Origin of the sequence: Roseovarius azorensis, from assembly GCF_900109455.1 — a bacterium.
In the GTDB taxonomy this organism is placed as follows: domain Bacteria; phylum Pseudomonadota; class Alphaproteobacteria; order Rhodobacterales; family Rhodobacteraceae; genus Roseovarius; species Roseovarius azorensis.
On record NZ_FOAG01000010.1, the window covers coordinates 70841 to 94060 of the forward strand.

22 protein-coding genes are annotated in these 23220 nt (G+C 65.2%); 14 read left to right on the plus strand and 8 right to left on the minus strand.

The window, feature by feature from the left end; translation table 11 throughout:
• Window position 1: 1 nt before the first annotated feature.
• Window positions 2-682, plus strand: a complete 681-nt coding sequence (gene cuyB / locus BSG08_RS14560) for a cysteate racemase (protein WP_093038435.1) — start codon at window positions 2-4, stop codon at window positions 680-682.
• Between the two features lie 890 nt (window positions 683-1572).
• Window positions 1573-1896 carry a winged helix-turn-helix transcriptional regulator gene (locus BSG08_RS14565; protein WP_093038437.1) on the plus strand — a complete coding sequence of 108 codons (324 nt, stop codon included), beginning with the start codon at window positions 1573-1575 and terminating at the stop codon, window positions 1894-1896.
• Window positions 1897-1983: 87 nt separating this feature from the next.
• On the opposite strand, the gene BSG08_RS14570 is transcribed toward BSG08_RS14565, so the two are convergent.
• From BSG08_RS14570 to ubiA, 3 genes are all read right to left on the minus strand, one after another.
• Window positions 1984-2319, minus strand: a complete 336-nt coding sequence (locus tag BSG08_RS14570) for an ATP synthase subunit B family protein (RefSeq protein ID WP_093038439.1) — start codon at window positions 2317-2319, stop codon at window positions 1984-1986.
• Window positions 2306-4222: an OmpA family protein gene (locus tag BSG08_RS14575; RefSeq protein ID WP_093038440.1), complete on the minus strand. Its 1917-nt coding sequence runs from the start codon at window positions 4220-4222 to the stop codon at window positions 2306-2308. Before BSG08_RS14575 ends, BSG08_RS14570 begins: the two co-directional genes overlap by 14 nt.
• Before the next feature lie 63 nt (window positions 4223-4285).
• Complete coding sequence (ubiA, locus tag BSG08_RS14580) at window positions 4286-5251, minus strand: 4-hydroxybenzoate octaprenyltransferase (protein ID WP_093038442.1); 966 nt, start codon at window positions 5249-5251, stop codon at window positions 4286-4288.
• Between the two features lie 11 nt (window positions 5252-5262).
• On the opposite strand from ubiA, the gene BSG08_RS14585 reads away from it, so the two are divergent.
• The 3 genes from BSG08_RS14585 to BSG08_RS14595 all read left to right on the plus strand — a co-directional run bounded on the left by BSG08_RS14585 (window position 5263) and on the right by BSG08_RS14595 (window position 7947).
• Window positions 5263-5988, plus strand: a complete 726-nt coding sequence (locus BSG08_RS14585) for a 16S rRNA (uracil(1498)-N(3))-methyltransferase (RefSeq protein ID WP_093038444.1) — start codon at window positions 5263-5265, stop codon at window positions 5986-5988.
• The gene (locus BSG08_RS14590) at window positions 5985-6512 is read left to right on the plus strand and encodes a hypothetical protein (protein WP_093038446.1); all 528 of its coding nucleotides are present in this window, start codon (window positions 5985-5987) and stop codon (window positions 6510-6512) included. Before BSG08_RS14585 ends, BSG08_RS14590 begins: the two co-directional genes overlap by 4 nt.
• A gap of 64 nt (window positions 6513-6576) precedes the next feature.
• Window positions 6577-7947 (plus strand): glutamate--cysteine ligase, encoded by a 1371-nt coding sequence (locus BSG08_RS14595; protein WP_093038448.1) that lies wholly within the window; start codon window positions 6577-6579, stop codon window positions 7945-7947.
• Between the two features lie 42 nt (window positions 7948-7989).
• Here the strand turns inward: BSG08_RS14595 and BSG08_RS14600 are convergent, their stop codons facing one another.
• Entirely contained in the window at window positions 7990-8403 is a 414-nt protein-coding gene (locus BSG08_RS14600) for a nuclear transport factor 2 family protein (RefSeq protein WP_217649903.1), read from the minus strand.
• Between the two features lie 132 nt (window positions 8404-8535).
• Here BSG08_RS14600 and BSG08_RS14605 point away from each other — a divergent pair, with 132 nt between their 5' ends.
• Window positions 8536-9972, plus strand: a complete 1437-nt coding sequence (locus BSG08_RS14605) for a LuxR C-terminal-related transcriptional regulator (protein WP_245770716.1) — start codon at window positions 8536-8538, stop codon at window positions 9970-9972.
• A gap of 125 nt (window positions 9973-10097) precedes the next feature.
• Here the strand turns inward: BSG08_RS14605 and plsY are convergent, their stop codons facing one another.
• The 4 genes from plsY to BSG08_RS14625 all read right to left on the minus strand — a co-directional run bounded on the left by plsY (window position 10098) and on the right by BSG08_RS14625 (window position 13682).
• Entirely contained in the window at window positions 10098-10706 is a 609-nt protein-coding gene (gene plsY, locus BSG08_RS14610; protein ID WP_093038450.1) for a glycerol-3-phosphate 1-O-acyltransferase PlsY, read from the minus strand.
• Window positions 10706-11983 carry a dihydroorotase gene (gene pyrC / locus BSG08_RS14615; protein WP_093038452.1) on the minus strand — a complete coding sequence of 426 codons (1278 nt, stop codon included), beginning with the start codon at window positions 11981-11983 and terminating at the stop codon, window positions 10706-10708. The genes plsY and pyrC overlap by 1 nt, the downstream gene beginning before the upstream one ends.
• A 227-nt stretch (window positions 11984-12210) precedes the next feature.
• On the minus strand, window positions 12211-12744 hold the full coding sequence (locus BSG08_RS14620) for a hypothetical protein (RefSeq protein WP_093038454.1): 534 nt from the start codon (window positions 12742-12744) through the stop codon (window positions 12211-12213).
• Window positions 12741-13682, minus strand: a complete 942-nt coding sequence (locus tag BSG08_RS14625; protein ID WP_093038536.1) for an aspartate carbamoyltransferase catalytic subunit — start codon at window positions 13680-13682, stop codon at window positions 12741-12743. Before BSG08_RS14625 ends, BSG08_RS14620 begins: the two co-directional genes overlap by 4 nt.
• A gap of 167 nt (window positions 13683-13849) precedes the next feature.
• On the opposite strand from BSG08_RS14625, the gene BSG08_RS14630 reads away from it, so the two are divergent.
• From BSG08_RS14630 to BSG08_RS14665, 8 genes are all read left to right on the plus strand, one after another.
• Window positions 13850-14629, plus strand: coding sequence for a uracil-DNA glycosylase (locus BSG08_RS14630; protein ID WP_093038456.1), 780 nt, complete (start codon window positions 13850-13852; stop codon window positions 14627-14629).
• On the plus strand, window positions 14629-15246 hold the full coding sequence (locus tag BSG08_RS14635; protein ID WP_175544800.1) for a LysE family translocator: 618 nt from the start codon (window positions 14629-14631) through the stop codon (window positions 15244-15246). The genes BSG08_RS14630 and BSG08_RS14635 overlap by 1 nt, the downstream gene beginning before the upstream one ends.
• A gap of 6 nt (window positions 15247-15252) precedes the next feature.
• Window positions 15253-15795, plus strand: a complete 543-nt coding sequence (gene moaB, locus BSG08_RS14640) for a molybdenum cofactor biosynthesis protein B (RefSeq protein WP_093038461.1) — start codon at window positions 15253-15255, stop codon at window positions 15793-15795.
• Between the two features lie 102 nt (window positions 15796-15897).
• Window positions 15898-17352 (plus strand): efflux RND transporter periplasmic adaptor subunit, encoded by a 1455-nt coding sequence (locus tag BSG08_RS14645; RefSeq protein WP_093038462.1) that lies wholly within the window; start codon window positions 15898-15900, stop codon window positions 17350-17352.
• Between the two features lie 3 nt (window positions 17353-17355).
• A complete protein-coding gene (locus BSG08_RS14650; RefSeq protein ID WP_093038464.1) occupies window positions 17356-20715 on the plus strand; it encodes an efflux RND transporter permease subunit in 3360 nt (1119 codons plus the stop codon).
• Between the two features lie 41 nt (window positions 20716-20756).
• The gene (locus tag BSG08_RS14655) at window positions 20757-21695 is read left to right on the plus strand and encodes a bifunctional riboflavin kinase/FAD synthetase (protein WP_093038466.1); all 939 of its coding nucleotides are present in this window, start codon (window positions 20757-20759) and stop codon (window positions 21693-21695) included.
• A complete protein-coding gene (locus tag BSG08_RS14660) occupies window positions 21692-22162 on the plus strand; it encodes a YcgN family cysteine cluster protein (protein ID WP_093038467.1) in 471 nt (156 codons plus the stop codon). Before BSG08_RS14655 ends, BSG08_RS14660 begins: the two co-directional genes overlap by 4 nt.
• A complete protein-coding gene (locus BSG08_RS14665) occupies window positions 22162-23211 on the plus strand; it encodes a threonine aldolase family protein (protein WP_093038469.1) in 1050 nt (349 codons plus the stop codon). Before BSG08_RS14660 ends, BSG08_RS14665 begins: the two co-directional genes overlap by 1 nt.
• The last annotated feature ends 9 nt before the right edge of the window (window positions 23212-23220 follow it).

The window sequence follows — 23220 nt, forward strand, 5'->3', positions numbered from 1 at the left end:
CATGAAAACCGTCGGCATTCTGGGGGGAATGGGACCCGAGGCCACCATCCTGCTGATGCAGAAACTGCTCAACGCCGTGCCCGCACGCGACGATGCGGATCATATTCCGCTGATTGTGCATCAGAACCCGCAGGTGCCCAGCAGGATCAAGGCGCTGATCGAGGGTACCGGCGAGGATCCGGGGCCCACCCTCGCGCGCATGGCCCGCGATCTGCACTCCGCCGGAGCGCAGGCGCTCGCCATGCCCTGCAATACCGCGCACCACTATGCCCCAGCCGTTGCGGCGGCGACACCCCTGCCGTTTCTCGACATGATCGAGGCGACCGCGCGGTCGCTCACGGCACAGGGTGCGCAGCGCGTCGGCATGCTCGCCTCGCCCGCCACGCGGCTTGCGGGTGTGTTCGATGCCGCCTTTGCCGCGCATGGGCTGACCGCCGTGACCCTGCCCGACGACAGCGCGCTCCTGACGATCATCCGCGCGGTCAAGGCAGGCGAGACCGCCGCCACCCTCGGCCCCCGCCTGCACGCAGAGGCCGAAACCCTGCTCGCGCAGGGCGCCGATCACCTGCTCGTGGCCTGCACCGAATTGTCGCTTATGACCGATGCCCTGCCACGCGGCACGCCAGCGACCGACAGCCTTGACTGCCTGACCGATGCGATCGTGAAATTTGCCAAGGGCTGATTGCGCCGCAGCCACATCACGCGCGCAACGCGCAAGACGGCAGACCACCGCCTTGCACGCGCGCCTCTCAGACGGCTGCAGAGATGCAGGAGGGGACCGCAGCTTGCTCAGAGAGACAAAGTGGAAGGCGAGAAAGATTGCAACAAAGAAACCGGGAAACATTGCCAGCGGATGCAGATTGATGATGTTGGGGGTCTCGTGCGCCATCAGATGCGCGAACCCTTCCGACGTGGTGATTCCCACCAGCACCGCCACGACGAAATCACCCAACCCGACAAGGTTGGCACGCATCACCTTGGCCCGGGCATCCGGGGCATCCCGTGCACAGGCCCTCCACGCCCGATAACCCTCGACTCCGGCCCAGATGTCGCCCAGCCCCGCTAACAGCGCGAATTGCCACGGGATAACGCCCGCCGCCCAGCCGACAAGGAAAACCGCGCCCATGACCCGCGGGATCTGAAAGGCGATGAGCAGCCCCGGATCGGTATGCGCGACGATGGCCTGCCCGGTCCGCGTGCGCGTTGCCAGAAGCCACAGCGTGACCGCTCCGCCCAGCATCGAGAAGAGCACGACCGGCGGATCGCTCAGCGTGGCGGGCACCATGAACGCTCCCGATTGCGAGAGCGCCATCGCCCCCGCCCCCCAAAACGACAAGAGCCCGGCAGGCCACAGCACCGCACGCATCAAGGCGGCCCCGCCCAGCCCGGCGCGTGCCGCTCCAAGAGCCACAATGACAAGCGCCAGACCGGGCAGGAAAATGAAAAAGACATGCACATAGGCAAGAAAGACATCAGATAGCATCGGAATCTCCATTATTGCTACCTTTTTGGTAGTTACTTCATTTATTATAGTCAATTCCCGTTTTGAATTCTCCCGCTATAATCGCGCGCATGATCACATCCAGCCGTGACAATTGCCCGATCCTGCGCGCCACCAATGTCATGGGCGACCAATGGTCGATCCTCATCCTGCGCGAGTTCTTTCTCGAAGGCCCACGCCGCTTTCAGGATTTGCAAGACATGCTCGGGCTGTCGCCCAACACGCTCTCCAACCGATTGAAGAAACTGGAGAACGCAGGCATCGTGGCGCGCCGCGCCTATTCTTCGAACCCACCGCGCTCTGAATACGTGCTGACCGAAGCGGGCCGTGCGCTTGGCCCCGTGATGGGCGCACTGCGCCAATGGGGCGAGACACATACGCCCGATCTCACATAGCGTGTAAATCTACCGCATGCTGCATTGCGCGGCCCCTCCGGTATCGTCGCCCGAAGCGACCTCACAGGCATCATGGCGACCCCAAGGCTACCCCGTCGCTCGATTGGCGACCTTTTCCAGATGCACGCGCAGTTGTTCGGCCTCATAGCGGGCCTCGCGCAGCCCTTCCATGGTGGCGGCCAGCTCTGCCTCGGTCTGGCTCAGCTGATTGGTCAGTTCCGCTTCGCGCTGCTGCAGATAGGTGATCGCCTGATCGCGGGTCTCTTCGGCCTCGTGCAGTTCCTGCGCCATACGATCCAGTTCGCCCATGTCCGAACCGGGCACCCGGATAAAGCGATGCACCAGCCAGTTGGCGAACCAGCCCATGCAGAACGCCACGAACAGCACGATGGCCGTGGCGATTATAAACTCAGTTCTGTTCATTGGTGGTCTGGTCCTGCGCATCTTCGGATTGCTCAGTTCCTTCTTCCACCTGTTCTTCTAGGCTTTCAAGACCTGTTTCCTTTTCCGCCACCGGCTCTGGCCGGATCAGACGGAATTCGATGCGCCGGTTGGTCTCGCGGCCCTCTTCCGTGTCGTTGTCGGCAATCGGCTGGCTCTCGCCATAGCCTCTGGCTTCCAGGGCCGAGGTCAGCACACGTCGCAGCCGCAATTCGTTCAGCACCGTGCGGGCGCGGTCCAGGCTCAGTTGTGCATTCATCTCTTCGCGACCCTGGCTATCGGTATGGCCGCCGATCTCCATGCGAATTTCGCCGCATTCCCTGAGAATGTCGGCTATATCATCCATGATTTCCGCACCCTGCCCGTCGATCGTCGCCGAGCCAGGCTCGAAATTGATCTTGCGCCCGCTCTGCACCTCGGCAATGCGCGCCACGCATTCTTCGGGTGTCGGGACGCTCGCCACGGGATCGAGCTGTTCCTTGTAGGCGACATTGATCGCGAACTGCTCCGCCCCACCCAGCTTGTCCGCCAGAAACTGGGCGATCTCGGAACTGGCGCGCTCGCGGCCTGTATTTCCCTCGACGCTCAGACGGTCAGGCGTGACCGTCACCACTCCGCTCGACAGATACGAGAGCGCCTCGACCCCAAGCAGAACCCGCATCGGCCAGTCCCCCGGCAGGCCCTCGGCCACCCGGGCGGTCACATGCACCGCATCCGAGGCAAAGCGCGCCTTGGCGAAACTTGCCACGGTGGTCCGCGTCTGCTCGCTGCCCACCCGACCGCGCAGCAGGACCTGCCCCTCAGGCGACAGGGTGGCGATGAATTCCGGCACCACCGGCGCTGCGTCAGCGGGCGGAGGCGGCAGCGTGGCGCTGAGCGAAAACACTTCGGGCAGATCGGCCTCCAGTCGGCCAACCACATCGTCAAAGACGCGCTGCCCGGTGCCGTGCGGTGCCCAGAGCGCGACATCGGCATCGGCAAAGGTAACGTTACCGCCCCCCAGTTCGGCAACCGCAGCAATCGCCAGTTCCGCCGCCTGCGCCCAATGCGGCGAGGGCACGCCCATGCCCACCACGCAATCGGCCCTGGCTTGCATCCCCGCCTGCCCGGCGGCGCGCAGAATGCGCTCTCGGGCCTCTTCGGTATCGGCAGAACAGGCGTCGAAGCGCGCACCGCCCTCGTCGATGACAAACCGCAATGTAAAGGGCGTGATCACCGGGCGTGGTGCGGAAATATTGAGCGCAAGGCGCACATTTTCGGGCGCGCGCCGCGCCAGATCGGTCTCGATCCGCCGCTGCGCCTCCACGCTGTCGACCATGGTGGTGATCTCGACACGTTCAGCGCTGACCGAGATCTTGCTGCGCGGCAGTTGGCCCAGCGCACGCACCGCATAGAGCAGCGCGTCGGGCCAGGTCTCTGGCGTGGGATAATCCGCTGCATCAAGCAAATCCGCCACCGCCGCATCGTTGGTCGCAGAGCCGATATCGGCCAGCAGCTGTTCGCGGTCGGTGGCCGCAGGCACCAACCCGATCAGCGATATCCCGCTTTCGTTGCGTAATATCTCGATGGCGAATTTCGGAGGCGCGATATCGGCGGCATCCTCGACGAGCATCTGGTCGATCACCCGCGCCGCATCCACCACCGTGCCCGCCAAGGAAAGCGCCTTGAAGCGTTTGGCCTCGGTCGGTGCAGTGCCCGCCAGAAATACCTGCAACCCATCGGTATGCACCTCGGCCCAGTGCATGCCCTCACCGTCCAGTCGGTCGCGCACCGCGTGGCGCGATCCGTCCTCGATCGCGCTCACCGCAAAGCCCGCCGCCACGACGCAAGTCACTGCCGCTCCCAGAAAGGTCGCCGCAATGGTGAAAACCGAGGATAAACGCATCAGGCTATGACCACTCCTGTTGACCTTGCCCTCGTCTTTAGGCCCGCCTTGGACCGAGATCAATCACAGCAGCAGCGCGACGGCGAAAAACGGCACAGGCAGAAGGCCCGCGTCGCGGTTCGAGCGAAACAGCATCAGGAGGCGGGCGTTGTCATCGAGGTCCAGCCGCCGCATCTGCCAGTGCATGTGCCAGCCCATCGCCCATGGTCCGCAAAGCGCCACTAACAGCGCCGCCATGCGCCCGTCGGGCACCGCCAGAATGATCGCAACCGCCATCAGCGACACCGCGCCCGCCAGAAACCAGCGCAGCCAGCGGGGAGAATCCCGACCAAAGAGACGCGCGGTGGATTTGACCCCGATGAGCGCATCGTCCTCGGCGTCCTGATGAGCATAGATCGTATCGTAAAACAGCGTCCAGGCGATTCCAGCGAAATAGAGGACGACCGCCGGGACCTCCAGCCGCCCGGCATGGGCCGTCCAGGCCAGAAGCGCCCCCCAGTTGAACGCGAGACCCAGAAACACCTGTGGCCACCATGTGAACCGCTTGGCAAACGGATAGACCGCCACCGGCAAGAGCGACAGCACGCCAAGCGCGATGGCGGCAGTATTGAACGTGAACAGGATGCCAAGGGCCACCAGCGCCTGTGCCACCATCCAGAGCACTGCGCCGCGCACCGTGACCTGACCCGAGGGAATCGGCCGCGACGCGGTGCGCGCCACCGACCCGTCGATGTGCCGGTCGGTGATATCGTTCCAGGTGCAACCCGCCCCACGCATCAGAAACGCGCCAATGGCGCAGCCGATGAGGATCCACAGATCGTGCCAGCCCGCCCGCCCGTCCGACAGCATCGCCAACGTCAGCCCCCACCAGCAAGGCAGAAGCAAGAGCCATGTGCCGATGGGTCGGTCGGCGCGCGCAAGCCGCAGATAGGGCCGGGTGATTTCCGGCGCCAGACGGTCCACCCAGTTGCCACTGTAGGCATCGGCAACCACGCCTGCGGCCTCTGGCGTCTGGTTGTGTCCGGTCATATGCTGTCCCCATGAAAACGGCTAAGATCAGACTTTATGTAGAACACCCTTTGGGGCAAGGGCAAACCATTGCTCTGACCCAGGCGCAGGCTCATTACCTCTTTGGCGTGATGCGACAGGGGCTGGGCGATGCCGTTCTGGTCTTTAACGGGCGCAACGGCGAATGGCGCGCCGAAGTGACAGAGGCGGGCAAGCGCGGCGGCGTTCTGATTGCGCAGGAAGAGACCGCAGTGCAACGCGATCCGCCCGATCTGTGGCTGCTCTTTGCGCCGATCAAGAAGGCGCGAACCGATTTCATCGTCGAAAAGGCAGCCGAGATGGGGGCGGCGCGGATCCTCCCCGTTCAGACCGACTTTACCAACTCGGAACGTATCCGGCAGGATCGCCTTCAGGCCCATGCCATCGAGGCCGCCGAGCAATGCGGTGGCACCTTCGTGCCAGAGGTGAGCGATCTGCACCGGCTCGACCGGATGCTCGATGCCTGGCCCGAGGACCGTCATCTGATGTTCTGCGACGAAACGCTTGCCGACAGCGCCCGGACACCCGGCGCGGCGGGGACGGGCAAATGGGCCATCCTGATCGGCCCCGAGGGCGGCTTTTCCGATGCCGAACGTGCGCGGATAGCGGGCCTGCCACAGGCCCGTCCCGTCAGCCTCGGGCCGCGCATCCTGCGCGCCGACACCGCCGTTGTCGCGGCGCTCACTCTCTGGCAGATCACATTCGGAGACTGGACATGAGCTTTGTGCGGCCGGAGGCTCGCGCCGCCCTCTGGCGCTGGCGCGAGGTTCTGAGCGGGCTGGGTCTGGCGGCGGTTGGTCTGTGGTGGGTGCTGACCACCGGCGGGCTGCTGCACTGGTTGGGCTATGCCGCCATCGCGCTGGCCGGCGCGATCCTGGTCATGGGTCTGCAACGCGCCCGCTTTCGCGCAGGCAGCGGCGGCCCGGGCATCGTCTCGGTGGACGAGGGGCAGGTGACCTATTTTGGCCCGTTGACGGGTGGCATCGTTGCGGTCCGCGATCTGAGCGCACTCACTCTCGATCCGTCCGGCACGCCCGCCCACTGGGTGCTCAGCCAGCCCGATCAGCCTGATCTGCACATCCCCCTTACCGCCGAAGGGGCCGAAGCGCTGTTCGACGCCTTCGCTACCCTGCCGGGTCTTCGCACCGAACACATGCTGGCCCAGATGCGCCGCCTGCCCGATCACCCCACAGTGATCTGGCAGCGCAGGCAAAGCGCGCCCTCGCACCTTTGGCTGCATTGACAGTCCGTCAGATTGACGCCAACTGTGGCCCGCGAAACGCCATGACCCATCAGGAGGCCCGAACATGTCCATCCCACAATCCGGCGGCGGGCCGATTGAACGTCACAGTCAGCTTGCCGAATATCTCGCAAGCGGCTGCAAACCCAGACAGGACTGGCGCATCGGCACCGAGCACGAGAAATTCGGCTATTGCAAGGACACGCTGCGGCCGATCCCCTACGAGGGCCCCCGCAGCATTCTGGCCGTGCTCGAAGGGCTGCGCGATCTGCACGGCTGGACCCCGGTCGAGGAGGCCGGCAAGCTTATCGGGCTGGAAAAGGACGGCGCCAATGTCAGCCTCGAACCGGGCGGCCAGCTGGAACTGTCGGGCGCGCCGCTGGAGAACATTCACCAGACCTGCGACGAGGTGAACGAGCATCTGGCGGATGTGAAGGACATCGCCGACAAGGTGGGCGTGGGATTCATCGGCCTTGGCGCGGCCCCGGTCTGGACGCATCAGGACATGCCGCTCATGCCCAAGGGCCGCTACAAGCTTATGGACAGCTACATGCAGAAGGTAGGCACCATGGGCCAGACCATGATGCGCCGCACCTGCACGGTGCAGGTCAATCTCGATTTCGCCTCCGAGGCGGACATGGTGCAGAAACTGCGCGTGGCACTTGCCCTGCAACCCGTGGCCACCGCACTTTTCGCCAATTCGCCGTTCTTCGAGGGCAGACCCAATGGGCATAAATCCTGGCGCGCGCGGGTGTGGCGCGATCTTGATCCGGCGCGCACCGGCATGCTGCCCTTTGTCTTTGACGAGGGCTTCGGCTTTGAGGCCTATGCCGAATACGCGCTCGATGTTCCGATGTATTTCGTCTATCGCGACGGGCAGTATATCGACGCCCTCGGTCAGAGTTTCCGCGATTTCCTGCGCGGTGAACTGCCCGCCCTGCCCGGCGAGAAACCCACGCTCTCGGATTGGGCGGACCACCTGACCACCACTTTCCCCGAGGCGCGGATCAAGAAATTCATGGAGATGCGCGGTGCCGATGGCGGCCCGTGGCGCAGGCTGTGCGCGCTGCCCGCGTTCTGGGTCGGCCTCATGTATGATCAGGGCGCGCTCGATGCCGCTTGGGATCTTGCCAAGGGCTGGGATGCGGCGACCCGCGACGCGCTGCGCGTCGCCGCCAGCGTTGACGGATTGCAGGCGCGTGTCGGCGACATCCGCATGCACCGACTGGCGCGCGAGGTTCTCGATATCTCCGAGGCAGGACTCAAGGCTCGCGCACGCGCGGGCGGCGGCGGCTTGATCCCCGACGAGACGCATTTCCTGAACGCCCTGCGCGAGAGCGTGGACTCAGGCAAAACTCCGGCCGATGAACTTCTGGATCATTACCACGGAGACTGGCAGGGCGACCTGAGCCGGATCTACGCTGAATACAGTTATTGAACGGTTGTTTCGGGGCGGGCACTCCCGCCCCGGATTCTGCTCTCAGAACGCTGCCTTCCACTGTTCGGTATCCACGAACCAGCGTTCCTCGGCCACCTTGTCGCCACGGAACCGAAAGAGCACCGCCAACTGACTGCCCTCGGGAATGCTGTCGCAGGTCCATTCAACGATCGAGACCACTTCTGGTCCCTCGCCAATCTGACGGATCGAGCTGATGGAGAACCCCTTGGGCAAAAGCCCACCAAGTCCATCCAGCGCTTCTCTAAAGGCCGCCCGCCCGTTCAGCACATCGGCCTGCCCCGGCATGACGAACACCATATCCTCGATATAATCCGCGACCAGCGCCTCCCAGTCACCCCGCGCCACCGCGTCCCATCCGCGTCGCACGATCTCCGACGTTCTTGTCTGTTCCTTGAGCATTGTGACCTCCATGTCTTGCAGTGATAGTGGCAGCATACGCGGGATTGCTCCCTGCCAGTATCGGGCAAGTGCTGTATTTTGGCTCGGGCATGTGTAGTATTTCGCTTACAGCACCGGCCCAAACGCGCATAAGTGCCGGACGGCCGGCGACAAACGACGGGACGCGCATTGGAAAAAGACATTTCAAGGCCAGAAACCCTCAGCGCCCGGGAACGCCAGATCGCCGAGGCGTTTTCCGGCGGCGACACCTATCAGGCCATTGCAGAGCGTCTCTGCATCGCGCCCTCGACGGTGCGCACCCACCTGACGACGATCTACCGCAAGCTTGGTGTTTCCTCCAAGCTCGACCTGCACCGCCATCTGCGGAACGCCGGGGGATCCGACCTGCCCGATAAGGCGCCACCGCGCCCCGACAAACCCTCGATTGCTGTTCTGGCCTTTGAAAACATGTCGGGCGATCCAGAGCAGGAATATTTCTCGGATGGCATCACCGAGGATATCATCACCGCGCTGTCGCGCTCGCCCTGGCTCTTCATCATAGCACGCAACACGACCTTTACCTACAAGGGGCAGAACGTGGATATCCGCCGCGTCGCCACCGAGCTTGGCGTGCGCTTCGTGCTCGAAGGCAGCGTGCGCCGCGCGGGCGAGCGGATCCGCGTCACCGCACAGCTCATCGATGGCCTGAGCGGCGGCCATGTCTGGTCAGAGCGCTACGACGGTCAGCTTGAGGATGTCTTCGACCTGCAGGACGAGATCACCCGAAATGTCGTGGCCTCCATACAGACCCGCGTGCATCTGACCACTATCGAGGAGCCAGTCGAGCGCTCCACCCGCCCCGATCTGACGGTGTGGGAGCTGACCATGCGCGCCTGGCATCTGCTCTATGATTTCACTCCCCAGAGCTTTGATACGGCCCGCGGTCTCCTGCACCGCGCCCTGGCACTCGATCCAGTCAGCGCCGAGGCGACAATGGTACTCTCGCTCATCCAGCATCACACCGCGCTGATGGGCTATGCCGAAGACGCCCGCGCGACGATCACCGAGGCATACGAACTCGGCCGCCGCGCGACAGAACTCGACGAGCGCAACGAATACGCCCACTGGGCCTTTGGCATCAGCGGCTGGGGTCTGCACAAACATGACGAGTCGATTGTCGCCCTGCAACGCGCGGTCGAACTCAATCCTAACTGCTCACTCGCCTACGGCAGCCTTGGCACCGCTCTGGGCCTCGTCGGGCGCAGCGAAGAGGCGATTGCCAATCAGCAGATCGCGATCCGTTCCAACCCACGCGATCCCAGCATCTTCTTCCGGTTCAGCGGCATTGCGCTTGCGCATTACATGGCCGGGCGGTTCGATGCAGCGGTGGAGTGGGCGGCACGCGCAATCCATCGGATGCCTCGCTGGTATATCGGCCATTTCATCCTGACGGCCAGCCACGTGCAGGCGGGGCGTTTGCCCGAGGCGCAAGAGGCGGTCCGTGCCTGCCTTGAGGTACTGCCCGAAATGACCGTCGCCGATCTCGACCGGATGCCACTCAAGGATGCGGACAGGATGGGGGAATTCCGCGCCTGCCTGCAGCGCGCCGGGCTGCCCGAGCGCTGAGCCGACGACTGCTCAGGCCTGCCCGGCCATAGGATCGGGGTCAAACCGGTTCGGGCCTTCGAAAGCGACGTATTTCTCGACAAGACAGGTCTTTACCGCCGTTCTGAAATCCATTCCGCCCCCTTTCAATCCTTCTGCCCGATCTTCGGTTCCGTCCCCGCCTTGAGCCGCCCGATATTGGCCCGATGCCGCCAGAAGACCAGCAGTGTCAGCGTGATCCCCAGCGTGAGGGTTCCTCCGTCTCCCAGCAGGATCATCCAGCCGGTCGAGAGCGCCGCCGCCAGCAATGCCGCCATCGACGACACCCGCGTGGTCACCGCACCCACCAGCCATGTCAGGCAAGACGCCACTCCGACCGGCCAGACCAGCGCCAGCATAAGCCCCAGAAAGGTCGCCACACCCTTGCCGCCGCGAAAGCCCAGCCAGACCGGATAGCAATGCCCGAGAAACGCCATGAGCCCCGCCAGCTGCGCCGCATCCTCGCCTGTGAAGGCGCGCGCGAGCAGGACCGCCACCGCCCCCTTGGCCCCGTCCAGCACAAGCGTCAGCGCCGCCGCGGTCCTGTTGCCGGTGCGCAGAACGTTGGTCGCCCCGATATTGCCCGATCCGATCTCGCGCAGATTGCCAAGACCCATGACCCGCGCCAGCACCAGCCCGAAAGGGATCGATCCCATCAGATAACCGACAACCGCCCAGAGCCCCAGAACGGCGGCAGTGCTTTCAATCGCGGGCATCACTCGGCCTCATGAACGACGGTTCCTGCAACATAGGTCGCCAGCACCCTACCCTGCAATCGCGCCCCGTCAAAGGGCGTGTTCTTGGATTTCGATTTCAGCGCGAAGCGATCCAGCACAAAGGGTTTATGAGGATCGAACAGCACCAGATCAGCAGGCGCACCCACCGCCAGTCGCCCCGAGGCCAGCCCCAGCCGCCGCGCCGGATTGAGCGCCATTGCCCGGAACAGCGTCGGCAGGTCGAGCGCCTCGGCATGATAGAGCCGGAGGGCCGCCGGAAGCAGCGTCTCCAGCGCCACCGCGCCGCTCGCCGCCTCTTCGAACGGCAGGCGCTTGGATTCCTCATCCTGCGGTGTGTGCATCGAACTGATCGTGTCGATCAGCCCCTCGCGCAGCGCCTCGATGACGGCCTGCCGGTCCTCTTCGGCGCGCAGCGGCGGCTTGACCTTGAAAAAGGTGCGATAATCCGAGACATCAAGCTCATTGAGCGTCAGATGATGGATCGAGGTGCCTGCGGTGATGTCCAGTCCGTTCCGCTTGGCCCGTTGCAAGGCGGGCAGCGCGCGGGCGGTGGTGATCTGATCGGCGTGATAGCGCGCGCCGGTCATCTCCAGCAGGGCTATGTCACGGTCTAGCCCCATCCGCTCGGCCATGGGCGAAACGGCGGGCAGACCGCGCAGACTTGCAAATTTGCCCGATGTTGCCGCCGCCCCCGCGCTCAGCCCCGGATCCTGCGGATGGCCGATCACCAGCGCGCCCAAGGACCGCGCATAGCTCAGCGCGCGGCTCAGCACCTTGGTGTCGGTCACAACATGGTCGCAATCGGTAAAGGCCACGGCGCCCGCATCCATCAGAAACCCGATCTCGGTCATCTCGCGGCCCTGCCGCCCCTTGGTCAGTGCCGCCATCACCAGCACATTCACCGGCGCGGCCTCATTGGCGCGGCGGGCCACGAATTCCAGCACCTCGGGACTGTCGATCGCAGGCAGCGTATCGGGCCGCGTCGCCATCGTCGTCACCCCGCCCGCAGCGGCAGCCAGCCCGGCAGAGCGATAGCTTTCCTTGTGCCGCTCGCCCGGCTCGCAGACCTTGACACCGATATCGACGATGCCGGGGGCAAGGCAATGGCCACCGCAGTCGACCACGGTATCGGCCTGCGGCGCACCCTCGGCCCCCCGCCCGGCAATCACCCCCTTGTCGATCAAGAGCCAGCCCGGTGCATCCGTCCCCGCCTCGGGGTCGATCAGACGGGCATCAATAAACAGCGTGCGGGTCATGAACCACTCTTTCTCTTATCATTTCGCAACGCGCTCATGCCGCCACCCAGATCATGACCAAGGTCAGGGCGGCAATCACCAGCAATGCGATCATGGCGATCCGGCCGGACATCCTTGGATCTTTCGGCTCCTGCATCGTCGGTCTCACTCCATACCTGACGCCGTCGGCGCCCGCTCGTCATCGACGAGACCGGCGGCGTGTGGCATCGCACGGAGCGAAGCGCCCATCACAACTTCACCGCCAGTCCGATCACCAGCGCCAGCACCGCTGCCATGATCGCGAAAAAGCCAAAGGCCAGCCACCGCGCCGCCCGTTGCCGTCCCGCCCGCTTGCCGGCGCCAGCCACAAGCCCGCCCTCGGCGCCACCACCGGGCATGGGCGCGAACCGCACCGGAGCCACCTCCTCGGCAAAACGTCCGACAAGTCGCAGCGCCGCCTCGACCCGCATCTCCGTCGCGCGGCCCGCGAAGGCGCGCGACGGCAGGATCAGCACCCGGCCTGTCAGCCCGTTCAACTGCCCGCGCATCGGCTCCAGATCCGCAGCACCGATGCCATGCCCCTCGGCCAGATAATCCGCCAGCGGAAGATCCTGCAGATCCCCAAGATCGAACAACTCAATTTCCTCGGTTCGCAGCGCGCCCCCCGCGCCTAGTGCCGCCAGCACCGCCTCGTCGGCGAGCGGCGCATCCGGATTCTCGATCACTGCAAAGACGCGCACCACATGCGCCTCCTGCGCGGGTATATTCAGCACCATGCTCATCCGGCCCGCCGCGCACGCAGGTTGCGCGCCAGAAGATCCATCGCCGCCATGCGCACCGCCACCCCCATCTCGACCTGATCCTGAATGACCGAGCGGTTGATGTCGTCGGCGATCTCGCCGTCGATCTCCACGCCGCGATTCATCGGCCCTGGGTGCATGACGATGGCATCAGGCTTGGCGTAGCCCAGCTTTTCCGCGTCAAGCCCGTAGCGGTGATAATATTCCCGCTCCGACGGGATGAACCCGCCATCCATCCGCTCTTTCTGAAGGCGCAGCATCATCACCACATCGACGCCGTCAAGCCCCGCGCGCATATCGTCGTAAACCTCGACACCGAACTCCTCGATCCCCGCAGGCATCAGCGTCGGCGGACCAATGAGGCGCACCCGGCTCTCCATCCTGCCCAAGAGCAGGATGTTCGACCGCGCCACTCGAGAATGTGCGATATCGCCGCAGATCGCGATGTTCAGCCGGTGCAGCCGCCCCTTGGCGCGCCGAATCGTCAACGCATCGAGCAGCGCCTGCGTGGGATGCTCGTGCCGCCCGTCGCCCGCGTTCAGCACCGCGCACCGCACCTTCTGCGCCAAGAGATCCACCGCGCCCGACTGCGGGTGTCGCACCACCAGCAGATCGGGATGCATGGCGTTGAGCGTCAGCGCAGTGTCGATCAGCGTCTCGCCTTTCTTCAAAGAGCTGGCCTGCATCGCCATGTTCATCACATCCGCGCCCAGCCGCTTGCCGGCCAGTTCGAAACTGGCCTGCGTGCGGGTCGATGCCTCGAAAAACATGTTGATCTGCGTGAGACCCGCCAGCGCGTCACCATGTTTCGTATCGCTGCGATTGAGGGTCACATACTCCTCGGCCAGATCGAGGATCGCAGTGATGTTCTCAGGCGCCAGCGGCTCGATCCCCAAGAGATGCGCGTGTGGAAAACTCATGCCGCCTCCGATCCGGTTTCCAACGCTTTTAAAACCCGCACCGCCCATGAGCAAGGCAGGGTTTCAGCCATCCTCAAATGCCTGCTTTCATCGTACTGCAGATACTCATGCCCCCTGCGCCACCATCACCTCTTTCACGCCCCGCCGAGGCAGGATAGCCTCGCGCCATGGAATCGATGCTCAGCCCGCATGACACCCTTGCCTGCCTGGCCTGGCAGATCGAACTTGGCGCGACCGAGGCTGTCTCGGACGCGCCGCTCAATCGTTACGACCTGCCCGAAAAATCCGCCAGACCCGCGCCAGAGCCGGTTACACCCCCTCCGGGCGTGGCACTGCACGCCGATCCCGTGACCGACGCACAGCGCGCTGCCGCTGCCGCGACCACGCTGGACGCGCTGCAATCGGCCCTCGCGGCCTATCCACATTGCGATCTCAGACGCGGCGCGCGCAATCTGGTGTTCTGCGATGGTACTCCCGCCGCCCGCGTCATGGTCATTGGCGAGGCACCGGGCCGCGACGAGGATCTGCAGGGCAAGCCCTTTGTCGGCCGCGCCGGACAGCTTCTGGACCGGATGTTCGCCGCCATCGGCCTGTCGCGCGGCGCGGATCGCCCCGACGAGGCGCTTTATATCACCAATGTCCTGCCCTGGCGCCCGCCACAGAACCGCGATCCCAGCCCCGAGGAAATCGCCATGATGCGTCCCTTCATGCAGCGCCATGTGGCGCTTGCCGATCCCGACCTCATCGTGCTCATGGGCAATATCAGTTGCGAGGCAGGATTGGGGCGGCGCGGCATCACCCGGCTGCGCGGACACTGGGCCGAGGCCTATGGCAAACCCGCGCTGCCAATGTTTCACCCCGCCTATCTCTTGCGCAGCCCGCACGCCAAGCGCGAGGCTTGGGCAGATCTTCTGGCGCTCAGGGCGCGACTGGGAGGCAGCAAGTGATCCTAGATCCGCTGACCCTTCTGGCCTTCATCCCTGCCGGTCTCGCGCTCAACCTGACGCCGGGCGCGGACATGATGTTCTGCCTTGGTCTCGGCCTGCGCGCGGGGCCGCGCCCCGCCGTCGCCGCCAGCGCCGGGATCGCCGCGGGCGGCATGGTGCATGTAACGCTCGCGGGTCTCGGTCTCGGCGCCATGATCGCCGCCCTGCCCTGGGCCTTTGACGCGATCCGCTGGATCGGCGTGGCCTATCTTCTGTGGCTGGCGTGGAACGCCCTGCGCCAATGCCCGCAAAGCTCCACCGTCGCGCCGATGCGCGCCGCCCGCGCCTTTCGCGAGGGGATGGTGGTCAACCTGACCAACCCCAAGGTGATCCTCTTCGTGCTCGCCTTCGTGCCACAGTTCATTGACCCCGCCCACGCCATCCTGCCGCAGTTCCTGATCTACGGCCTCGTGCTGGCGCTCGGCGGGTTTGTCATCAACGGTGCGGTCGGCGTCTTTGCCGGGGGGCTTGGCCGCAGCATGGCGACCTCACCGCGTTTCACCCGCGGCCTCGGCCTGGTCTCGGCGGCGATATTTGCCAGCCTTGCCGCACGTCTCGCGTTACTGCAACGGAGTTGAACAACCATGTCCCGCATCGACGACAGCAAGGAATTCATCCCGATCCGCATCGCCGTCCTGACGGTCTCGGATACCCGCGACATGGCGCAGGATCGTTCCGGCGCGACGCTGGTCGAGCGGATCGAGAGCGCGGGCCACATTCTCGCCGACCGGATGATCGTGCGCGACGAGCGCGACCAGATCGCCGCACAGCTGCGCGAATGGGTGACAAGCCCCGAGGTGGATGTGGTGATCTCGACCGGCGGCACCGGGCTGACCGGGCGCGACGTGACAATCGAGGCGCATCGCGATGTCTACGAGAAAGAGATTACCGCCTTCGGCACCGTGTTCACCATCATCTCGATGCAGAAGATCGGCACCTCGGCGGTGCAGAGCCGCGCCACCGGGGGTGTGGCGGGCGGTACCTATCTCTTTGCTCTGCCCGGCAGCCCTGGTGCCTGCCGCGACGCATGGGACGAAATTCTCAGATGGCAGCTCGATTACCGCCACATGCCCTGCAATTTCGTCGAGATCCTCCCGCGTCTCGACGAACACAAGCGCCGGAAATAGGCCTCGCCTGCGTTTGACGACCATGTGGCTTGGCTTTTCGCCAGCCGGGGTTAAATTGAATTGGGTCCGTCCAACAGACCGTACCAGCAAGGGTTGCGCGCCATGCGGTTTCTGCGTCAGGGCCTGACCGGGCTCTTTCTTCTGTCGCTGACATTGGGCCTTCTGGCCTATGCCGGGCAGACAATCATGAGCGCGATCGAAGAGCGCCTGAGCCGCGAAACCCGCGTGCCCGAACGCCGCGAGCGCGTCTTTGCCGTGCGCACCACGCTGGCCACCGAGGCCACGATCACCCCGGAACTCACCGCCTTTGGCCAGATTCAGAGCCGCCGCACCCTCGAAATCCGTGCTCAGGCCACCGGCACCATCACGGAACTGTCTCCCGATTTCATTGAAGGGGGCCAGGTGCGGGCCGGACAGTTCCTGGCCCGCATAGACCCCGCCGACGCCCAATCCGCGCTTGACCGCGCCCGCACCGATCTGATGGACGCGCGCGCCGAAGAACGCGAGGCCGCCCGCGCCCTGACACTGGCGCAGGACGAACTGGCCGCCCGCCGCGATCAGGCCGCGTTGCAAGAGCGCGCGCTGGCCCGCCAGCGCGATCTGGAATCGCGCGGCGTGGGCACGCTTACCGCCGTCGAGACCGCCGAATACAACGTGGTGCAGGCGCGTCAGGCGGTTCTGGCCGGGCGTCAGGCGCTGGCGCAGGCCGAGGCGCGTGTCGATCAGGCAGCAACCGCCGCCGCGCGCGCCAAACTGGCCCTGTCAGAGGCCGAGCGCCGCCTTGCCGAAACCCGTATCAACGCCGGTTTCAGCGGCACGCTCAGCGATGTGACGCTGGTTGCAGGCCGTCTGGTGTCGGCCAATGAGCAACTGGCGCGACTGGTCGATGGTACGGCTCTGGAGGTGGCCTTTCGTGTCTCCACCCCGCAATATGCCCGCCTGCTGGACGACAGCGGCGCGCTGCTGCCCGCGCCCGTCACCGCCACGCTGGACGCCTTTGGCCTCGATCTCACCGCGACGGGAACCGTCACCCGCCAATCGGCGGCGGTGGGTGAGGGCCAGACCGGGCGGCTGATCTTTGCGACGCTCGACAGCGCTCCGGCGATGAAGCCCGGCGATTTCGTGACCGTCACAGTCGAGGAACCTCGGCTCGAACGCGTTGTCCACCTGCCCGCGGATGCTCTGGGACCGGACGGCACGGTTCTGGTGCTGGATACCGGGGACCGGCTCGAGGCCCTGCCGGTCAACGTTCTGCGCCGTCAGGGCAACGATGTCCTGGTGCGTGGCGAAGGGCTTTCGGGGCGCGCGGTGGTCCGCGACCGCACCCCCGTGCTTGGACCCGGCATCAAGGTCCGCCCACTGCCCACCGCACCCGATGAGGAAACGGACGAGGAAACCGTGACCCTGACCCCCGACCGGCGCGCGCGGCTGGTGGCCTACGTCGAAAGTAGCCCCGACATGCCCGATGCGGTCAAACAGCGCCTGCTCGCGCAACTTGGTCAGCCGCAGGTGCCCGCGCAGATGGTCGAGCGGCTGGAACGCCGGATCGGCGGCTGACCCATGGCCCGCCTGCTGTCTTATTTCACCCGCCACCGCACTGCGGCAAACCTGTTGCTGGTCCTGATGCTGGTGCTTGGCTTGGCCACCCTGCCGCGAATGCGCGCGCAGTTCTTTCCCGACGTGGTGATCGACAACGTCACCGTCTCGGTCGCGTGGGAGGGGGCCAGCGCCGAGGATGTCGACAACGCAATCGTCCAGATTCTTGAACCGGCCCTGCTGGCGGTCGAGGGGGGCGAAAGCTCGAACGCCAGCAGCCGCGAGAACAGCGCCAGCATCACGCTGGACTTCGAGCCCGGCTGGGACATGAGCCGTGCCACGAACGAGGTGCAGGCGGCGCTCGATGTGATCACCACCCTGCCCGACGAGGCCGAGGAACCCGTGATCCGGCGCGGCGCGTGGCGCGACCGGGTGACAGATGTGGTAATCACCGGCCCCGTGGGCACCGAGCAACTGGCGCGGTTGGCGGATGAGTTCGTGACCCGACTCTTTGACGCAGGCGTGACCCGCACCACCATCCAGGGCGTCGCAGCGCCCGAAACCATCGTCGAGGTGCCCGGCACCAACCTCATCGCCCATGACATCACCATGGCCGAAATCGCCGCCGCCATCGCCACCGGGGTCAGCACCGATCCCGCCGGTGACATGACCGGAGCAAATACCCGCGTGCGCACCGGCACCGAAAAACGCAGCCCGCGCGATCTGGCCACCATCCCCCTGCGTTCCACCCCCGACGGCACCACGCTCACCATTGGCGATGTTGCCCGCATCCGGGTCGAGGGGGCGACCCGTAATCTCGCCTATTATGTGGGCGATGCCCCGGCCATATCGCTGCGCGTCGACCGCTCGGCGCAGGGCGATGCGATCAGGATTCAGGCGCAGGTCCAGACCATCGCCGACCAGATGACCGACACCCTGCCCGAGGGCGTGACCATCGACCTGATCCGCACCCGCGCCGAGGCTATTTCCGGCCGACTCAGCATGTTGCTCGATAATGCGATGACCGGCCTTGCGCTTGTCGTGGGGTTGCTGTTTCTCTTTCTCAACGCGCGCACCGCGTTCTGGGTGGCGGCGGGGATTCCGGTGGCGATGCTTGGCGCGATCGCGCTGATGTATGCCGCCGGTCTCACGCTCAACATGATTTCGCTCTTCGCGCTCATCATCACGCTTGGCATCGTGGTGGATGATGCAATCGTCGTTGGCGAACATGCCGATGCACGTCACCGGAAACTGGGTGAACCCCCGCCGTTGGCCGCCGAACGCGCCGCCACGCGCATGGCGCTGCCGGTCTTTTCGGCGACTCTGACCACCCTTATTGCGTTTTTCGGGCTGGGCTTTATCGGCGGGCGGTTCGGCGATCTCATCTATGACATCCCCTTCACCGTCATCGCCGTGCTGCTGGCGAGCCTCATTGAGTGTTTTCTGATCCTGCCCAACCACATGGCGCATGCGCTGGCCCACTCCGCCAGGCAGCATTGGTATGACATCCCCAGCCGGGTGATGAATCGCGAGTTCACCAGGATGCGCGACCGCGTCTTTCGCCCGTTTATCGCCTGGGTAATCCACGCGCGCTATGTGGTGGTGGCCACGGCGCTGGTGCTGCTGGCCACGCAGATCGCCAGCTTCATCCGCGGTGATGTCACATGGCGGTTCTTCAACGCGCCCGAACAGGGCACTGTTTCGGGCAATTTCGCGATGGTGCCAGGGGCCACCCGTGCGGATGCTCTCGCGCAGATGCGCGAGATGCAGCGCGCCACCGAGACGCTCGGCGCGGAATACGAAGAGCGGTACGGCACCAACCCGCTGGCCTATGTGGTGGCGCAGCTGGGCGGCACCGCGGGGCGCGGACTGGCCGGATCCGACACCCGCGACTCGGACCTGCTGGGCGGTATTTCCATCGAACTGATCGACGCCGACCTGCGCCCCTATTCCAGCTTTGCCTTTGTCGCCGACCTGCAGGACCGGGTGCCGCAACTGCCGCTCACCGAAACGCTCAGCTTTCGCGGCGCGCGCTCCGGCCCCGGCGGCGATGCGCTTGACGTGCAGATCTACGGCGCCACCGCCGAAGAGCTGAAAGCCGCCGCCGAGGCGCTGAAATCCGCGCTTGGACGCTATGCCGAGGTCTCGGCGCTCGAAGACAACCTTGCCTATGACAAGTCCGAACTCATCCTCGACCTGACCCCACAGGGGCGGGCGCTCGGCATCAGCACCGATGACCTTGGCCGTATCCTGCGCCACCGCGTGAACGGAATCGAGGCGGCGACCTATCCCGACGGCCCGCGCTCTGCCACGGTGCGCGTCGAACTGCCGGAAGAAGACCTTGCCGCCGATTTTCTCGACCGGATGCTACTGCGCACGCCCGCGGGCGGCCATGTCCTGCTGGCCGATGTCGTCAGCGTGACATCGCGCACCGGCTTTGCCACCGTGCGACGCGAGAACGGGCTGCGGGTCGTCACGGTGACCGGCGACATCTCCGAGGACGACCCCGCCCGCGCCGCCGAAATCATGCAGGCGTTGCAAACCGAAATCCTGCCCGCCATCGCCAGCGAGCATCAGATCGAGTATCGCCTTGCGGGCCTGTCGGAACAGGAGGACGAATTCATGGCCGACGCCCGCCTCGGCCTCATGCTCACGCTGCTGGGTATCTATCTTGTGCTGTCGCTCGTGTTCTCCAGCTGGACCCGGCCACTGGTGGTCATGGCAATTATCCCCTTTGGCCTTGTCGGCACGATCTGGGGCCACGCGCAATGGAATGTGCCGCTCTCGATGTTCACCGTCGTGGGCCTTCTGGGCATGACCGGCATCATCATCAATGATTCCATCGTCCTGGTCACCTCGATCGACGAATACGCCCGCGAGCGCGGCATCGTGCCCGCCATCATCGAGGGCACGGCAGATCGCCTGCGCGCCGTGGTGCTGACCACTCTGACAACGGTGCTGGGCCTTGCGCCGCTGCTTTTCGAACGCTCGACGCAGGCGCAGTTTCTCAAACCGACGGTGATCACGCTGGTCTATGGCCTTGGCTTCGGTATGCTGCTGGTGCTTCTGGTGGTGCCCGCTTTCATCGCCATCGGACAGGATCTCTCGCGCCAGATCACCGCGTTGCGCCGGGGCCTGCGCGTGCGCCGCGCGCGACTGGGGCTGGCGCTCGGTCTTGGGCTTGCCGCGATGCCGGTCTGGTTCGCCACCACGATGGGCTGGACACTCGCCACCGGCGCGCTGCCCGCGCCGCTGTCCGATGCCCTGCCGCTGCCGACTGAACCCTCGGCACTGGTGCTCTTTGTCGCCGGGATGGCGGCGATCCTGACGCTTCTCTATCTTGCCGCGCTCCTGGCCCGCCGGGTGCGCCCCGCCCGCGCCTGATCGCCCTTGCGCGTGGGCGCGTCCGGCGCTACCCCTGCGCCATGCGTATCATCCGGGATTACACCTATGTCACCGAGGCCGATCGCGGGGCCTCTGTCGCCATCGGCAATTTCGATGGCGTCCATCTCGGCCACCGCGCGGTGATTGACATCGCCCGCAGCGCCGGTGATGCCATCGGCGCACCCCTGGGTGTCCTGACATTCGATCCGCATCCGCGCGAATATTTCGCACCCGACGCCCCTCCCTTTCGCCTGATGGGTCGCGAGACACGCGCGCACCGGCTGGAAAAACTCGGGGTCGAGAGGCTCTATGAGATCAATTTCAACGCCGCACTCGCCGCGCTCAGCCCGCAGGAGTTCGCCGCAAGGGTGATCCGCGACGGCCTCGGGCTGCGTCATGTGGTCGTCGGCGCGGATTTCTGCTTTGGCAAGGGGCGCGCGGGCAACGCCGCAATGCTGCAGGAGTTCGGTGCCGAGATGGGCTTTGGCACCACCATCGCGCAACTGGTCGAGGGCAGTTCCGGCCAGGTTTCTTCCACCGCCATCCGCCGCGCGCTCAGCGACGGCGAACCGCGCACCGCCGCCGCCATGCTGGGTCACTGGCACCGCATCGACGGGCCGGTGATCGGCGGCGAACAGCGCGGCCGCACGCTGGGCTATCCCACCGCCAACATGTCGCTCAAGGGGCTGCACCTGCCCAGGTTCGGCGTCTATGCGGTACTCGTCGACGTGCTCGATGGGCCGCACAAGGGCCAGTATCAGGGGGCGTCCTCGCTGGGCGTTCGCCCGATGTTCCACGGCGCGGAACCCAATCTCGAAACCTTCCTCTTCGATTTCTCCGGCGATCTGTATGACGCTCACCTCTCGGTCGGGCTGATCGACTATCTGCGCCCCGAGGAAACCTTTGACAGTCTGGACGCCTTCATCGCGCAGATGGACGCCGATTGCGCCCGCGCGCGCAGCATTCTGGCCGCGCTATGACCGACCCCATCGACCGCTCCGGCCTGCGCCCGCGCTACTGGGAAACCACACCCCTGAACCGCATGACGCAAAAGGAATGGGAGGCGCTCTGCGACGGCTGCGGCAAATGCTGCATGAACAAGCTCGAGGATGAGGAAACCGGCGAGGTCGCCTTTACCCGCGTTGCCTGTCGTCTCTTCGACGACACCACGTGTCTTTGCGCACAATACCCGATCCGGCATCAGTTCGTGCCCGAATGCATCACACTCAAGCCGCATACCATCGACAGCCACGCCTATTGGCTACCCGACACCTGCGCCTATAAGCTGCTGCATCAGGGCAAGCGCCTTTACGACTGGCACCCGCTGATTTCGGGCGATCCGCAAACCGTGCATCGGGCGGGCGTTTCCATGCAGCACCGCACCCTGCCGGAATTCGAAGTGCCCGAGGACGACTGGGAAGACCATATAATCGAGGAACCCATCTGATGAACTTCGCCTCCGACAATACCGGCCCCGCCCTCCCCGCCGTGATGCAGGCGATGATCGACGCCAATGCGGGCTATTCGCCCTCATATGGCGAGGATGCGCTGATGGACGAGGTGCGCGACCGGCTGCGCACGCTCTTCGAGGCGCCGCAGGCCAGTGTCTATCTGGTGGCGACCGGCACGGCGGCCAATGCACTGGCGCTGGCCACGCTGTCGCAGCCCTGGCAGACGGTGTTCTGCACGCCGCTCGCACATATCCACACCGATGAATGCAACGCGCCCGAGTTTTTCACCGGCGGCGCGAAACTCAGCCTTGTGGGACAGGCCGACAAGATGACGCCGGACGCCCTGCGTGCTGCTATCGGCGCATGGCCTGCGGGCGATGTCCACAACCCGCAGCACGGGCCTGTGGCGCTGACCCAGGCCACCGAACGCGGGCGGATCTATACCTGCGCTGAAATTGCCGCGCTCTGCCAGATCGCGCGCGATCACGGCCTGCCCACCTATATGGACGGCGCGCGGTTCGCCAATGCGGTGGCCGCCCTTGGCTGCACCCCGGCCGAGATGACATGGAAGGCAGGGATTGACGCGGTCAGCATGGGCGGCACCAAGAACGGCTGCCTCGGGGTCGAGGCGGTGATCTTCTTCAACCCCGAGAACGCATGGGAATTCGAACTGCGCCGCAAACGCTCGGCGCATCTCTTTTCCAAGCACCGCTATCTTTCGGCGCAGATGCTTGGCTATCTGCGCGACAATCTCTGGCTGGACACGGCGCAGACCGCCAATGCCCGCGCCGCACGGCTGGCCGCGGGCTTGCGCGACGTATCGGGGGCCGAGATCGTCTTTGACCGCGAGGTCAACATGATCTTTGCAACCCTGCCCCGCGCCACGCATCAACGGCTCAGGGCGGCAGGTGCCGCCTATGCGCTCTACGATGGCCCGCTGGACAACGGCCCCGCCGACGAACCCCTGATGATGCGCCTCGTCTGCGACTGGTCGATCACCGAGGCGGATATCAGCCGGTTTCTCGATATCGCTCACGGCGCATGACATCGGCAG

Coding starts and splice junctions, on each gene's coding strand:
- cuyB (WP_093038435.1), top strand. CDS start 2: ATGAAAACCGTCGGCATTCTGGGGGGAATGGGACCCGAGGCCACCATC.
- BSG08_RS14650 (WP_093038464.1), top strand. CDS start 17,356: ATGGCCCGCCTGCTGTCTTATTTCACCCGCCACCGCACTGCGGCAAAC.
- moaB (WP_093038461.1), top strand. CDS start 15,253: ATGTCCCGCATCGACGACAGCAAGGAATTCATCCCGATCCGCATCGCC.
- BSG08_RS14625 (WP_093038536.1), bottom strand. CDS start 13,682: ATGAGTTTTCCACACGCGCATCTCTTGGGGATCGAGCCGCTGGCGCCT.
- BSG08_RS14590 (WP_093038446.1), top strand. CDS start 5,985: ATGAGCTTTGTGCGGCCGGAGGCTCGCGCCGCCCTCTGGCGCTGGCGC.
- BSG08_RS14645 (WP_093038462.1), top strand. CDS start 15,898: ATGCGGTTTCTGCGTCAGGGCCTGACCGGGCTCTTTCTTCTGTCGCTG.
- BSG08_RS14630 (WP_093038456.1), top strand. CDS start 13,850: ATGGAATCGATGCTCAGCCCGCATGACACCCTTGCCTGCCTGGCCTGG.
- plsY (WP_093038450.1), bottom strand. CDS start 10,706: ATGCCCGCGATTGAAAGCACTGCCGCCGTTCTGGGGCTCTGGGCGGTT.
- BSG08_RS14565 (WP_093038437.1), top strand. CDS start 1,573: ATGATCACATCCAGCCGTGACAATTGCCCGATCCTGCGCGCCACCAAT.
- BSG08_RS14595 (WP_093038448.1), top strand. CDS start 6,577: ATGTCCATCCCACAATCCGGCGGCGGGCCGATTGAACGTCACAGTCAG.
- BSG08_RS14665 (WP_093038469.1), top strand. CDS start 22,162: ATGAACTTCGCCTCCGACAATACCGGCCCCGCCCTCCCCGCCGTGATG.
- BSG08_RS14600 (WP_217649903.1), bottom strand. CDS start 8,403: ATGCTGCCACTATCACTGCAAGACATGGAGGTCACAATGCTCAAGGAA.
- ubiA (WP_093038442.1), bottom strand. CDS start 5,251: ATGACCGGACACAACCAGACGCCAGAGGCCGCAGGCGTGGTTGCCGAT.
- BSG08_RS14660 (WP_093038467.1), top strand. CDS start 21,692: ATGACCGACCCCATCGACCGCTCCGGCCTGCGCCCGCGCTACTGGGAA.
- pyrC (WP_093038452.1), bottom strand. CDS start 11,983: ATGACCCGCACGCTGTTTATTGATGCCCGTCTGATCGACCCCGAGGCG.
- BSG08_RS14570 (WP_093038439.1), bottom strand. CDS start 2,319: ATGAACAGAACTGAGTTTATAATCGCCACGGCCATCGTGCTGTTCGTG.
- BSG08_RS14585 (WP_093038444.1), top strand. CDS start 5,263: ATGAAAACGGCTAAGATCAGACTTTATGTAGAACACCCTTTGGGGCAA.
- BSG08_RS14620 (WP_093038454.1), bottom strand. CDS start 12,744: ATGAGCATGGTGCTGAATATACCCGCGCAGGAGGCGCATGTGGTGCGC.
- BSG08_RS14575 (WP_093038440.1), bottom strand. CDS start 4,222: ATGCGTTTATCCTCGGTTTTCACCATTGCGGCGACCTTTCTGGGAGCG.
- BSG08_RS14655 (WP_093038466.1), top strand. CDS start 20,757: ATGCGTATCATCCGGGATTACACCTATGTCACCGAGGCCGATCGCGGG.